Annotated in this window: 6 protein-coding genes; 3 read left to right on the top strand and 3 right to left on the bottom strand. The window is 55.0% G+C overall.

Features of this window, described 5'->3' with window-relative positions; genetic code table 11:
• Nucleotides 1–85 precede the first annotated feature (85 nt).
• Nucleotides 86–2,563 (top strand): glycosyltransferase, encoded by a 2,478-nt coding sequence (locus tag AC5DDB_RS08230; protein WP_491739226.1) that lies wholly within the window; start codon nucleotides 86–88, stop codon nucleotides 2,561–2,563.
• A 97-nt stretch (nucleotides 2,564–2,660) separates the two neighbouring features.
• Here the strand turns inward: AC5DDB_RS08230 and AC5DDB_RS08225 are convergent, their stop codons facing one another.
• Together AC5DDB_RS08225 and AC5DDB_RS08220 are read right to left on the bottom strand one after the other, a co-directional pair.
• A complete protein-coding gene (locus AC5DDB_RS08225; RefSeq protein ID WP_491739225.1) occupies nucleotides 2,661–6,365 on the bottom strand; it encodes a PVC-type heme-binding CxxCH protein in 3,705 nt (1,234 codons plus the stop codon).
• Between the two features lie 237 nt (nucleotides 6,366–6,602).
• Nucleotides 6,603–7,376, bottom strand: coding sequence for a hypothetical protein (locus AC5DDB_RS08220; protein ID WP_491739224.1), 774 nt, complete (start codon nucleotides 7,374–7,376; stop codon nucleotides 6,603–6,605).
• A 393-nt stretch (nucleotides 7,377–7,769) separates the two neighbouring features.
• Here AC5DDB_RS08220 and AC5DDB_RS08215 point away from each other — a divergent pair, with 393 nt between their 5' ends.
• Complete coding sequence (locus AC5DDB_RS08215; protein ID WP_491739223.1) at nucleotides 7,770–10,871, top strand: PQQ-dependent sugar dehydrogenase; 3,102 nt, start codon at nucleotides 7,770–7,772, stop codon at nucleotides 10,869–10,871.
• Between the two features lie 67 nt (nucleotides 10,872–10,938).
• Complete coding sequence (locus AC5DDB_RS08210; protein WP_491739222.1) at nucleotides 10,939–11,877, top strand: ribonuclease H family protein; 939 nt, start codon at nucleotides 10,939–10,941, stop codon at nucleotides 11,875–11,877.
• A 2-nt stretch (nucleotides 11,878–11,879) separates the two neighbouring features.
• On the opposite strand, the gene AC5DDB_RS08205 is transcribed toward AC5DDB_RS08210, so the two are convergent.
• Nucleotides 11,880–14,294 carry a DNA internalization-related competence protein ComEC/Rec2 gene (locus AC5DDB_RS08205; RefSeq protein WP_491739221.1) on the bottom strand — a complete coding sequence of 805 codons (2,415 nt, stop codon included), beginning with the start codon at nucleotides 14,292–14,294 and terminating at the stop codon, nucleotides 11,880–11,882.
• Between the last annotated feature and the right edge of the window lie 71 nt (nucleotides 14,295–14,365).

The raw sequence follows: 14,365 nt of genomic DNA, 5'->3' as shown, positions 1-14,365 counted from the left end.
GAGATAAATTGCTCTAGTGTTCCAATCGCGACGAGACGTCCGCGTTCCCGTCAAAAATCCTTCCTTACCTAGGGAACAGTTTGTCATGGCTAGCAAAGCCGACTTGCATGTCCACAGCAAGCATTCGAACAAACCGACCGACTTCTACATCAAGCTGCTAGGTTCCGCCGAAAGCTACACGGAACCGCTCGACGTCTACAAACGCGCCAAAGCTGCCGGCATGGATTTCGTGACGCTGTCCGATCACGACTGCATCAACGGAGCCCTCGAAATTGCCCATTTGCCGGGCACCTTCATTTCGACCGAAGTCACCACGACATTCCCGGAAGACGGTTGTCGCCTGCATTGTCTTGTGACCGGAATTACAGAGACGCAGTTCGCCGAAATCGATCGTCTCCGCGAGAACATTTACGACTTCCGTCAGTATCTCGCCGACGAAGACATCATTTACTCGGTCGCGCATCCGTTGTATCAAGTCAACGATCAAATGACGGTCGACCATGTCGAAAAGTTGTTGCTGTTGTTCGACCGGTTTGAAGCCATCAACGGAGCGCGTCACCCGCGAGCTGCAGAGATGGTCCATGCGATTTGGACCACACTCACACCGGAACACATCACCGAAATGGAAAACCGACAAGGCATGCAGGCCTGGTCGGAAACGCCGTGGAAGAAAATTTTCACTGCCGGCAGCGATGACCATGGCGGGTCTTTCATCGCCAGTGCCTGGACCGAAACGCCATATGCGGCGACTGTCGACGAGTTTCTAAACCACCTTCGCAACGGCGATCACGTAGCTGCCGGCGAACACGGTTCGAGTTTGCAATTGGCTCACAGTTTTGTGGCGATTGCCCGAGAAAGTTACCGGGAACGGTTCCGTTCAAACGATTCCACCCGCGATGATATGATGGACTGGCTCTTCCGCCGGTTATTGGGTGAGGACACCAATCGCGATTACGATTGGCTGACGAAGGCTAAACTCTTGATCACACCGGTACTGCAAATGAGCAGCAAACGGGCCTTCGAAGCCTTGGAGACTCGGCTGATCAACCGGATGGCGGAACGGATCGACGAAGAGCCGGAATCCAATACCTCGGGAGTTTGGGACGGGCCGCATCCTGATAACGCGGTACTCAATAGCCGAGAAGCACGTGAGCAGCAAACCTTCGCGACCGCACGCCGAGTCAATCGCCGCATTTCATCGTTGTTCCTCACAGACCTGGCAAAGTCGGTCTCGGGGGGGCAATTCTTGGAATGCTTGCAAAGTTTGCCTCTGGCTGCCGCCACGGCGATTGCCCATTGGCCGTATTTGGCATCCTTTAAGACACAGCACAAAGACGAACGTTTTCTGCAAGCCGTCGCGGATCACTTCCCGGCTGCTCGTCACATGAAACATCGCAGCAACAAGAAGCTGTGGGTGTCTGACACGGTGGCCGACGTCAATGGCGTCGCCCGCACCGTACAAGCAGTTGCAGCGGTCGCCCGAAAACGGGGCGAGCATCTCACGCTCGCGACTTGCTTGCCCAAAACGCCGAACCTGGACGTCCGCGTCAAAAACTTCGTGCCCGTGTCGCGGTGCCCGTTGCCGGAATATCCCGAGATCGTCCTGAGTGTACCCTGTCTCTTAGAACTGATGGAGTACATGGAACGCGAGGAGTTTTCCGAAGTCATCATTTCCACGCCAGGTCCGCTCGGTTTGGCAGCCCGGATGGCGGGACAATGGCTGGGGCTGAAAGTCAGCGGAATTTACCACACCGACTTCCCACGGTACGTGCGATTACTCACCGGGCATGTGAACTTGGAAAATTGGACTTGGCAGTACATGCGGTGGTTCTTTGGACCGCTCGAAACCGTGTACGTCCCCAGCCAGTTTTACATGCGAGCGTTGACCGAAAACGGTTTCAATTCCAGCAAGCTGAAGCACATGCCACGCGGGATCGAGATGGATCGCTTCTCACCCGAACATCGGCAAGCCGATTTCTTCGAGAAGTTCGGTCTCGGCAACGGTTTTCAGTTCCTCTATGTTGGTCGCATCTCCCGCGAGAAGAACGTTCGGCGGTTGCTCGAAGCGTTCTCGGTGTTGGCGGAAGAAGATCCGAACGTGCAACTAGCGATTGTGGGGGATGGCCCTGGTCGTGAAGTTTTGGAAAGTGAATTCGCCCATCCGCGGATTGCGTTCACCGGTTATCTACACGGCGAAGAACTCAGTGCTGCGTACGCGAGTGCCAATGCGTTCGTGTTCCCTAGCACGACCGACACTTTTGGCAACGTCATCTTGGAAGCTCATGCATCCGGGTTGCCGGCAATCGTTTCTGACAAAGGCGGGCCTAGCGAGATCGTTTCCGACGGACGTTCCGGCTACGTGGTTTCCGTCGAGCAAACCGAACCGTTGGCCCAAGCGATGAAAAAACTCGCTGCTGATCCGAAGATGGCCCGCATGATGGGAGACTACGCCCGCGAGCAAGTCAGCCGACGTAGCTGGGATGCAATTTTCGACATCCTCTGGAACACGACACCAGCCAAGACCGTTCCCGGATCGCGTTCCAATGATGTTGTAACGCCCTAGTTCGTCGAACTGTCCTCTATGTCTTCGGCGGATTTTCGATTCTTAAGTCCCGCAGAACGGAACTAGCGCCGGTGACGAATCGCCGGCGCCGTTCGATTTACTTCGACTGATGATTGTGATGATGCTGCAAGTGTTTCGGGAGTTTGAAGCCCCCGGATTCCACAAACGCATGCAGATCGAGAATCTCGTCTTTGGTAAGAACGTCCAACAACCCTAACGGCATGGGCGAGGTCTTCGATTCAATCTTTAAGTCGACATCCTTCTTACGAATCGTTGTGAGGGTGTTGGGGGTCAGTAGGTTCGTCGCCACCTGATAGTTTTTCTTGTCCTCTTTGACAATCACTCCGGTAACAACGCGGCCTTCGCTAGTCACGAATTGATAGTTCTGAAACTTCTCGTGAATCTTCGATGAGGGTTCGATCATTTGTCGGAGAAGTTCGACGCCTTTAAGCGTCTTGACCGATTCGGTCAGGTCTGGTCCTAAGTTCACACCGTGACCAGCGACCACATGACACTGATTACAACGTGCTTTCACGAATGCTGTCATGCCGCGTGTGACAGTTTTTTCGTCATGTTGGCGAGCTAGTTTTTCGAAGTTTTCAAAGTCTTGCATCGTCCATTTCTTGACGACTTGCGGCCGACTCGCAGCGAGTAATTCTCGAGCGGAGGATTCGTCTTTCGCCACGACCATCACACCATTCATGACCACCCAGTGTCCAGGAAACGTGCAGACATAAGGATAAATTCCCGGTTCACTCGGCGCTTCAAAACGCAGAACATGCACACGCGAGGTCCGACTGGGGCCGATCATCGGCGAAGCGTGTAGAATCAATTCACGTTTCTGCGGTGGAATAAAATCGGAGCTTGCATTGCGAGGATCTTTGGCCATCTCGTTTGCAGCCATACCCACTTCGGCTAAGGCATCCGGTTGAACGAAGACTAGGTTGTGGTCGGTCGCGTCTGCATTGGTGAAGACGATTTTGACCGGTTGTCCGGGTTGGGCTGTGAAATCTTTGACCGTAAACAGCATCCGTTCGGGCACGCATGCAATGGCTACAGACTTAAGGTTTTCCTGACTATCAAATTGTGCCTGCGATGCTGTCGGTGTCGGCTCTTTGATGACTTGTTCTTTGGCCGCTTTCTTCAGTATTTCGGCGATGCCGTACTTCGGATCATGTTCCCAATGTTTGCGGAGGGTATGAGAGCCGAGAGCGCAGGTGATGGCGTAGGCCACATGACCTTTGCGGGGGTACTTGAAAACATCCAGCATGGCTGTGAAAGCATCGTGTGTGCCGATGTAGCTGGCTGCAATCGCCGCTTGCATCCGAACAATCGCGTTGGGATCGTTCGCGGCTCGGTTTAACAGTCGGATGGCATTTGGTAGATGAGGATGCCAGTACCGAAGTTGTTCGGTCGCGGCTGCTCTTGCATGATGGTTTTCGCAGACGAGCAGTTCTTCAAGAAGTTTCGGTCGGGCAACGTCGATGCCTCGGTATGTCCAGACGGCTTCGAGTTGGTGATGTCGATATCTCGTATCCGTCGGATCGAGATTCTTCACCCATTGATCGAGTGCTTTCGCAACGTCTTCCGACTTTCGTTCGCGAAGTTCGCGTTTCGCCCAATAACGAATTCGGTATTCCGGGCGTGCGAGTAGCTCGATGAGTTCTTCGATCGAGGCGTCAGCAATTTTTGGTGGCTCTTGGGTGGGTTTGCCTTTGGTGGTGATTCGCCAGATGCGTCCGGAATGACGATCGCGTCGTTCATCACGCAGCGAATATTGCATATGTCCTTTGACGGGGTTGTACCAATCGCAGACATACATGGCCCCTCGCGGTCCGAATCGCAAGTCAACCGGAATGAAGCTGAGATTCGTCGAGAACAAAAGGTCGCCGACGTATTCTTCGTTATAGCCAGATGACGTCTCGATCCACTTGTGAATTTCAACGCGGTTCGTAGGCTTATAACGGACCTTGATGAACCCGCCTTGCAACTCGTCCGGAAAGGTCGAGAAGTCGACGAACTCATGCCCGCACACACCGGAGTACGCCTGCAGACCCTTGGGCGCAGGATGTTGTTGTGGATAGGGTGGGTCTAAGGAATGAAAGGCGGCTGCATAGACCGGGTGACTGGCAACGTGCTGCCCCCAATCATCGAAAGTCACACCCCAAGGATTCGTGCTGCGATACGTGCCGAAACTCGTCAATCGATGCGTTTTCGGTTCAAAGCGGAACCAACCACTATTTTGTTGCCGGACTGGTCCGTATGGGGTTTCGACTTGCGAGTGATGAAAGATCGATTCGCGAAAAACTAAGTCGCCGTCAGGTGTCCACGCGAAGTCATGTAGGGCGTGATGGGAGTCTTCGGTTCCGAACCCCGAGAGAATCGTCTGGTGCACATCGGCGCGATCGTCGCCGTCGGTGTCCTTGAGAAAACTCAGATTCGGTTGCTCAGAAACATAGACGCCGCCATCACCAAATTCAAAAGACAGCGGGATGTGAAGATCATCGGCGAACACGGTCGACTTGTCGGCTTTGCCGTCGCCATCAGTGTCTTCGAGAATCACGAGTTTGTCGTCCGGCTGATTACCGGGATAGACGTGTGGGTATGTCGTCGAGCAACTGACCCACAACCGTCCGCGAGCGTCCCAACGCATTTGGATGGGGTTCGCGATATCGGGGAATTCCTCCTCGCCAGCGAAGAGATTGACCTCAAACCGTGGGTCCATGCGGAATGCTTTTTGTTCGTCTGCGGCGGACATCCATTCGTTCGCACCGCGACTTTCGATCGACTTCGGCAATGGTGGGACGTTGGAATCGTCGGGTCCGTCGGCAGACGGCTTGCCTTGGGCGAGATCCCAGATGTACTGATCCCGATTCCGCGTCATGATGTCGAAATTCTTCATAGCCGGAAGAAAGTCGAGATAACCGTAAGTCTTGTTGCGGCCACCGGTGTAGTAGAACGTATTGACCGGGCGAAACCGTCGAAAGTACTCCTGGTTTTTCTCGACGATCGCGTTGCGAAGAGTTTCATTGACCGTCGGTGCGTCGGTCTTGAAGACTTGCTCGAAGAGTGCCGCGGAGAAGACTCGGTTCCCTTCTTCACCGAGGTGAATCCCGTTGATGGTGAGATCGGAGCCGAGACTTGCCATCTCCTGACGGGTTGTCTGGTACACATCCGCGAAGCCGACTTGTTGTTCGTGGGCCACTTCTTTCATTGCGGCGACGTATTGTTGAATACGCTCGTTGTTTCGCGAACCGGCGTCGACGTTCTTGATGTCTTCATTTGCGATCGGTGAGATCAGCACGATCCGCGGGGCGGATTCTCCGTTGAAGGCTTTCGATTTCAGGTTTGCGATGTAGTCAGTAAGTTTCTTTTTGAACTCGGGGAGACCCGCTTCGCCGGCGAATGATTCGTTAAAACCGTAGGCGGCGAAGATGACGTCGGCTTGTTCGTGCGTGAGATGTTGTTCGGTGTCAGCGAAGTTATCGGGGCGTGGCTGCAGGTCGATTTCATCCGCTGACCATGCTAGCGTCCGTGTAACGAGTTGGTGCTGCGGAAACGTTTGATGCAGCATCGCTTCGAAGTGCCCGAACTCTTGCGAACGTTCGAGCAAGGTGTTGCCGATGAATGCAATGCGGTCGCCCGGATTGAGCTTTAACGGAAGTTCGGTCTTAATGGGTTCCGTTGATTTCGCTCGCGGGGCGGTCTTGGCGTAGATGCCGAAGGGTTCGAAGTCTTCCGCACTCGCGGGACCTGCGAGGAATATCAGTAGCAACAATATCAGGGCGATTCTCGGGGACATGCGCGTGTCTCGATTCAGTTGAGCGTGTGGTTGTCACAACGGGTCAACAATTGTAATCGCAACGGCAGCTTGTTCCAAAGCAACGATGCAGGAACTTCCGTTGGTCACAATATCGAGAACGGAATTCGTCAGTGATTGGAAGATTCGAGAATCGGCAGAAATGCTTGTCCGGTTTCGCGTTGGCTATCAAGGGAATTCCCAAGTTGCGAAACCGGACGATGAGGATTGTCGCGGAGCTTATTCGTCGGATGTTTTGTCTTCGCTCTCGGTTTCCTCATCCGCTTTTTCGGCGGGTGACTCCGATTTGCTGAAGACATAAGAGAGCATCTGCTTGACGGCTTCCATTTCGTTTTCGACAGGGTCGCCCGCTTGCAGCGGATTGAGGGCCGTATTCGATGACGGCAGCAACCCCTCATTCTGCGCTTTTTGCACTTCTTGATTGATGATGCTCTGAATCTGCTGCGGACTTGGCGGGGACGGTTGGGATGGTCGACCGCCGTTACCGCTGTTTCGTGGCATCAACTGTTGATACAACGCGATGTTGATTCGCTGTCGCACGATTGCAATCGCTTGTGCCGGGCTCACCTGGGGGGTGGCGTCGGCATCGTCGGGGTTTTTCTCGGCTTCGGCATCATATTCCGGAATCGTGCCGACATCGCCCAGCCCTTTCCGAATGGCAGACAACCGTCGCGAAGCCATCATCAACGCCTGACAAGCCTCGCGAGCGGCCGGCGGTTCGTTGAACTCGTATTCGGTTTCGTTGAGATTGACGATGCAGGAAAACGTCATCGATTCACCCGACTTCAGCCGCTGAAATTTCGATTCCGCGCGACGAAGTTCGGTCATGGCTCGGATGGGGGAATCGTACGATTTTTCTCGATCGTCGATATTCACGGTGATTTCCAAAGTGCCTTTGTTCGGCCCTTTTTTCTCGGGCGGGTCCGCGGCAGAAACGTTGGAAACGACAATGAACAACGCCATACACAACGATAAGCGACTGGCAAGAGTCATGGCAGGTTCTCCCCTGAGGGATCAAAATGGGCGGGCGGAATGTCGGCGCGAGTTGGCCAACTTCACAATATCATGCTACCCACTGTCGATGCATCTGAATAGCTTGTTCATTCAAATTTTCACGACGCCTACACGACTCCCGACGCACGCTTTGGAATATCGCGAGAGGTCACTTCTCTGAGATGTCGAGTTTTGTTCTGAAATCATCTTTTTCGGGTTTCACTTTCCGGTCTGAATCATCATTGTAGAACCGGGCCAGAAATTCCGGATAGCGATACCCTCACGCGACAATCAACAGGACTTCCGATGTTTGGCCGACTCAACGCTTTTCTGCACCGACGAAACTCTGAACCCCGCCGTGTGGTCGCACGACGTCGCACGAAACGGTCGCACGTGGAGCGATCTATCGAAGTGTTGGAAACGCGGTGTTTGCTCTCCGGGATGAGTTTGGGCGACACGTCGGACAGCCCCGACTCACCGACCGCCCTAACCGATGTCGTGCCGAGCGGGTTTAGTGAAACGGTGGTGATCGATTCATTGACCACGCCATCGGCCATGCAGTTCTCGCCCGATGGAAAACTCTTCGTTCTCGAAGACAGCGGAACGATCGAGGTTTGGGACGGAGATACTCGTGTCCAAGAGAACTTCCTCGAGAACTCGCCGATCAGCACACAAACCTTCAGCGAACGCGGCCTGCTGGGAATCGCGTTTGATCCCGACTACGAGAACAATCGGTTCGTGTACCTCTATTACACAACCACCGCGGCGGACAACCATAACCGCGTGAGTCGATTCACTGCAAACGCCGCCGGAGACTTGGCACTCGCGGGGAGCGAGCAAGTCATTATGGAACTCGATCCGCACTCGGCTGGGAACCACAACGGCGGAGCGATGCACTTTGGTAGCGACGGCCTATTGTACATCGCAACCGGCGACAATGCTCAATCGGCGAACGCACAGTCACTCGCTAACCGACATGGCAAGATACTGCGAGTCGATGTCCGAGGAGACGATTTCCCGAACGACGACGGGCAGAACTTCCGTATTCCGGCCGACAACCCCACGACTTTTCCTGGCATCAGTGGGACACCCAGCGGCGTGAATCGGGCGATTTGGGCGGTCGGTTTACGAAATCCGTTTACGTTCGCCGTCCAACCGGGAACCGGTCGCATCTTTATCAACGATGTCGGTCAGAATAGCTTCGAAGAAATCAACGAAGGCGGAGCCGGTTTGAATTACGGTTGGCCTGCAACGGAGGGGAATTTTTCGACGTCTCAGTTTCCTGATTTCACCGAACCGTTCTTTGCGTACGATCAAGGAGGCAACCCGCCGAACGGTTGCGCGATTACCGGCGGTGTGTTCTATAACCCGGAGACGTTGCAGTTCCCTGGCGAATTCGCGGGTGATTACTTCTTTGCGGATTTCTGTGACAGCACGCTTTGGCGGATCGATGTCGACACACGCGAGGTGGAACTGTTTGCCTCCGATCTCGGTAGCCCAGTCGATTTGAAAATCGACGATGCAGGAAACTTGTATGTTCTGTCCCGGAATCGTGGGCAAGTCCGTCGCATTTCCTTCGGCAGTCAACCGCCGACAATCACCGACCAGCCGGACTCGCAAACGGTGACGATTGGTTTTGATGCCACATTTCGCGTGACAGCCAGCGGAGATTCGGCCCTCTCGTTTCAATGGCAGCGTGCGGAAAGTGGCACCACGAATTGGCAGAACATCACCGGCGAGATCATCACAACATTGACTCTCGACAACGTTCAAAACGCGGACGACGGCGATCAATTCCGCGTGATCGTGACGGACGATTTGGATCGCATAACGATCAGCGAGTCGGCTACGCTGACCGTGACAGAGAACGAACCACCCATCGCCACAATCACCGTGGAATCGGGGCTTCGAGACGGAATGTTCATAGCAGGCGATGAGATTACGTTTCGAGGGGAAGCCACCGACTCGGCGGATGGGGAACTTGATCCCGCAAGCTTCCAATGGCGGGTGGATTACCTCACCACGATCGACGCCGGCGACGCCGACAACGACGGTTTGCCGGGGATCACACGACCGTTCCTGAATTCTGCAGACATTGGCGGCGTAGCTTCGAGTCAATTCACGCCAGCAACGGTCAGTCCGTATACGCTCAATGATGTCGCTTATGCCATCACGTTGACCGTCGAGGACTCGGCTGGGCTTCGGAGTGTCGAGCAAATGGTGATCGAACCGAATTTGAGGAGCTTGAGAATCATCACAGACCCCGCAGGATTGGACGTGACCTTCAACGGTCAAACGCAGGCTGCACCGGCCGAAATCCGGGTCATCCCAGGAATGGAATTTGAAGTTTCCACACCGCAGAACCAGGTCGCCAATGGTATGTCGCTGACATTCGCTGGGTGGTCCGACAACGGCTCGCGAACACACACCGTAGCCACGCCGCACACCGGTTTAACTCTGACTGCAACTTTCACCACGACCGGCGTTGCCGACCCGCTTGCTCAAGTGACGAATGCCGCCATCAGTCCGAGCACCGTCAACGGAGAGTACACGCATCTTGTCACCGGCAACTTCGATGGCGTCGGCCTCGATGATCAGTTCTATTGGGATCCGGCGAGTGGACAGAACCGGTTCTTGCTCGGTGACGGCAGGGTCCTGACGAATTTCTTTGCCCCCACGTTGATCAACGGCAACGATTTCACCACGCTCGTCAGCGGCCGATACGATCGTGTGAACCAAGATAGCTTGTTCTTTTGGAATCCCACGACCGGGCGAAATCGGTTTGCAACTATTTTTCACCTACCCACATTGCGAGGCTATGTCACGACGAACGTGATCGATCCATCAGCGATCAACTCCGATTTCACTCAGGCGATTTCTGGGCATTTTGATGGACACATCTACGAATCGCTGTTCTTTTGGAATCCCGCGACGGGACGGAATCGCATTGTCGAGTTACGATCGGTCACCAGCCATTCTCCGGCGGGAATTCATAGCATTCAAACGAACGTCATTCCGCCAGCTGCGGTGAACGACAATGCCTACCAAACGGTGCGAACGGGGAATTTCGCCGGCATCGGCACGAGCCTGTTATTCGTGAACTTGCAGAACGGCGTGAATCGCCGGATCGACATCGTCGATTCCGACACTCGCGATGAACTTCAGTTGTTGGATATCGTCTCGAATGTCATCGCACCGGCGGCAATCAACGGGAATGCGTTTCCTCAGATTCAGGTCGGTGACTATGATGGCAACGGCTTTGACGATCTGTTCTTCGGCGACCCGCTCACAGGGCGAAACCGAGTGTTCCTTCGCAACGACGACGCCAGCGAGAGTCTGTTCGAACTTTTGGATCAGCGGATTCCACCGGCCGCGATCAACGGGGCCGCGAACGGACGTTTTGCCACCATCGAAGCCACGGCTCCCATGCGGCCTGACGGACTGTTCTTCTGGATTCCTCGCCTAGGAACCAACCGTCGTGTGACGACAGCCTAGACCGTGGGACGGTGAAATTCATTCCCACCAAGTTGCGAGTCAGCCGATGTTGCGGTAAGACCGTGACATGGGAACTTTGATTGGAATGGACGAGGCCGGTTACGGGCCGAACTTGGGGCCGTTGGTGGTCACCGTGACAGCATGGGACGTGCCCGACGATCCACGAGCGTGCGATCTGTGGGACTGTTTCGCGGATGTCGCTGCGAACAAGTACGACCCTCAGAAACTTCATATCGGCGACTCGAAAGAAGTCTATTCGCCCGCGAAAGGCATGGCTGAACTTGAACGCTCGGTATTTGCGGTGATGGGGTTATGCTTTGAACGGTTGCCACAGACACTCGCCGAGTTGGTCGAAATGTTAGGGGGCAACTGGCGTGAATTCGCAGCTGCCGAACCGTGGTACAACACCGATCTTCCATTGCCACTGGTGATCGATCCGCAAACCCTCTCGGAGTCGGTCGATCGTTGGCGAACATGCTGCGAAACACATGGCGTGTGTTGTCGAGCGATACAAAGTGATGTCGTCCTGACGGCACGTTGGAACCGTTTGGTCGATGAAGCGAACAACAAGGCGCTGGCTCATTCGCGAAATTGTTTGAAGCTGCTCCAGGCGAATTGGTCGGTCGATGGCGGCGACTGTTTCATTGTGATTGACAAGCACGGCGGACGGAATCGGTACGACGAACTGTTGGCTGAGATCCTCGATGGCGAGATGGTCATGCGACTCGATGAAGGTCGGCATCTTAGCCGTTATCGCGTTGGGCGATCCGAACTTCACTTTCGAACTAAGGCGGAAGCCGCCTTTCCGGTTGCGGTGGCATCGTTGATCTCGAAGTATCTCCGTGAGACCGCGATGGAGTTATTCAACCGGTTTTGGCAGCAACATCTCCCAGAGTTAAAACCGACAAAGGGTTACCCGCAAGATGCCAAACGCTTTCGCCAAGCCATCGCCAAGCAACAGGAAGAACTTGGCATTCCCCTAAACACGCTCTGGCGAAATCGTTGAGCCTACCGCGCGAAAGTTGGCGAAATGACAAGCCGGCCGGTTGCGGAAATTGTCACCGTGACTGCCCCGTGGTCAGCCGTCGAAAACAGTTGAGTCGAAGCCGGGTACATGCCGATGAGTTTCTCCACAAGACCGGGTTGTCCGCTGCTCGCAATGGCAGCTTGCGCGTTCGCCCAGTGACCCAGCGATTCATGATCCGTCCGCAAGCTGCCATGATGCGGAATCATCAAGACATCGACATTGCGGGCGGACCGCGTCAGGTCGATCAAGCCGTTTGCTTCCAAATCCCCCGTCAGTAGGATCGAACGTCCCGCGTATTCCAAGAGCAATACCACGCTGTTGGCATTGTCGGTTTCGTGGCGTTTCCCCGGTTCCGGTGCCAACACCGTCAACGTGACTTGAGGATCGAGCTTGAGACGATCACCGGCACCGATCAGGCGGATCGGCACGCGATGGCGGCTGGCCGATTCACAAAGCACCTCCACCCCAGACTGCTGAAAGTCCAGTAAACTCTGTGCGACATACACGCCCGCCACCGGCACATCATCGAGCAAACTTGGCACACCGTTGAAGTGGTCGATGTCCGCGTGCGAAACGATCAGACCATTCAAGGCCGACCGATTGGCCTGCGTGAGTGCACCCGTGACTACTCGCGCGGGGCGAGCCGGATCGTCAATCGCACCGGCATCGTACAGAATTGTTCCCCCGTTCGGCGTTTCGATGAGGACCGCCACACCATGCCCGACTGCCAAGAACGTGCATCGCAATTCTGTCGTTCGCGATGGAAAGGTTGTTGTCACCAAACCGACTGCCAACCAAATCAAACCGCCAAAAACAATTGGCCGAACAGATCGCACACGGGACCGCGATTGCCAGAGAACACCGATCAGTCCGAGATAATAACCGGCTAGCCACCACGTCGGCACGGAGGAAACAGCGAGATGTCCCGCCGGAACGGTGGCTGCGAAATCGACGACCAACAATAGCAGTGACAATAACCTATCGAAGAGAAATCCAAAGACCCACCCCAACCAAGACCACGCAGGACCGAAAAGCAACAACGCATATCCGAATCCTAGGATCGGTGTCGCCAGCGGCACGAGTATCAAATTCAACAGCAGACCAATCGGCGAGACAAGTTGGAACGACAACGCAATCAGCGGAGCGGCTAGAAGCCAAATTCCGAGCATCACCCGCGCACTTTGAAATACAAAACTTTTCAGCGAATTGAGTGCGTCTCGCCAAGGCGTTGGCAGACGAGTTTCATCGGCAAACGTTTGCTCGCGTTTCCAACTTGGCCACGACTGCGACCAAAAGATTCCCACGACCGACAGTAACGAAAGTTGGGCACCGACATCGAACAACATCAACGGATCATGCAGCAGCAGAATCGTGACCGTTACGCCCAACGTATTCAACAATCGTGTCGGACGAGCGGAAAGTTGGCCGACGATTGCAATCGTCAGAAAGATACTGGCTCGCAGAATCGGTGGACGCAAACCCGAAACAACCGCTAACAGCCAAATGGCCATCAGCATGACAACGCCCGTTGTTCGCGGAGTTAGTAGCAGCAATCGGCAAGCAATCCAGACGAAACCCGCGAAGATTGCCACATGCAATCCGGAGATGGCGAGCAAGTGCATCATGCCGGTGTTCGCGAATTGATCACGAAGGGCTTTCGGGAGTTCCGCTCGTTGACCGATCAACAACGCCGCCGCGATTGCACCGTGTTCCGGACCGAGTCGGTGCGTCAAATAGGTTTCTGCCTCCGTCTGGATCTGATTCAACAATCTCGCGAACCCGGTGTGGTCGGCCGTTCCTAAAAGCTGCACAGCATCGGGATGCCCAGTTCGCAGAATCGCACCGATGCCCTGTCGACGCAGGTATGCGGCGTAGTCGAACTCGCCTGGATTCTTGGGAGGCGTTGGCACCGCTAACCAGCCGAGCACACGAACACGATCGCCCACGGTGCAATGTGCGAGATGCCCGGAAACTCGTAGTTGGACTTTCCCCACGATTGCGATTGGCCCGTCCACCGTCGCCAGGGTTTCGCATTCCAATACCGTGACTGAGTCTTCCACTTGCGGGAATGCCGCCGGCATCGGGCTGTCGTTTCGCGATCGGATGACAGGTCGTGATCGCAAGATTCCCTCAACTCGCACCAAGCGGGATTCCTCGTCAGCGAAGCGAGCCAAATCGTTTGCCGCTCGCGTAGACCAACTCCGATGGTGTATTGCCCCGCCGACACACGCGAATCCTACGAGTACACCAACGCCGGCGATTCTCCAGCGATGCCCACAGACCGCGCCTAGCGAAATGACGACCGCAACACACCCCGCCGACCACCATGGCATCAACGACAAAGCCACAACGCGATCAGCCAAGATGCCCACGATCAGGGCAAACGCGACCGACATCGCCGGTGCTCGACCGGAGAGAAATGACGATGATGGGGACGACGTTTGATCCATGCGACGAGTGTACGCAG

It is taken from the genome of Thalassoroseus sp. (assembly GCF_984380535.1).
This window is presented reverse-complemented; position numbering and strand designations above follow the sequence as displayed.

What these genes read in the sequence shown, in the direction of transcription:
- AC5DDB_RS08230 (WP_491739226.1), top strand. Translation starts at nt 86, where the DNA reads ATGGCTAGCAAAGCCGACTTGCATGTCCACAGCAAGCATTCGAACAAA.
- AC5DDB_RS08225 (WP_491739225.1), bottom strand. Translation starts at nt 6,365, where the DNA reads ATGTCCCCGAGAATCGCCCTGATATTGTTGCTACTGATATTCCTCGCA.
- AC5DDB_RS08220 (WP_491739224.1), bottom strand. Translation starts at nt 7,376, where the DNA reads ATGACTCTTGCCAGTCGCTTATCGTTGTGTATGGCGTTGTTCATTGTC.
- AC5DDB_RS08210 (WP_491739222.1), top strand. Translation starts at nt 10,939, where the DNA reads ATGGGAACTTTGATTGGAATGGACGAGGCCGGTTACGGGCCGAACTTG.
- AC5DDB_RS08205 (WP_491739221.1), bottom strand. Translation starts at nt 14,294, where the DNA reads ATGTCGGTCGCGTTTGCCCTGATCGTGGGCATCTTGGCTGATCGCGTT.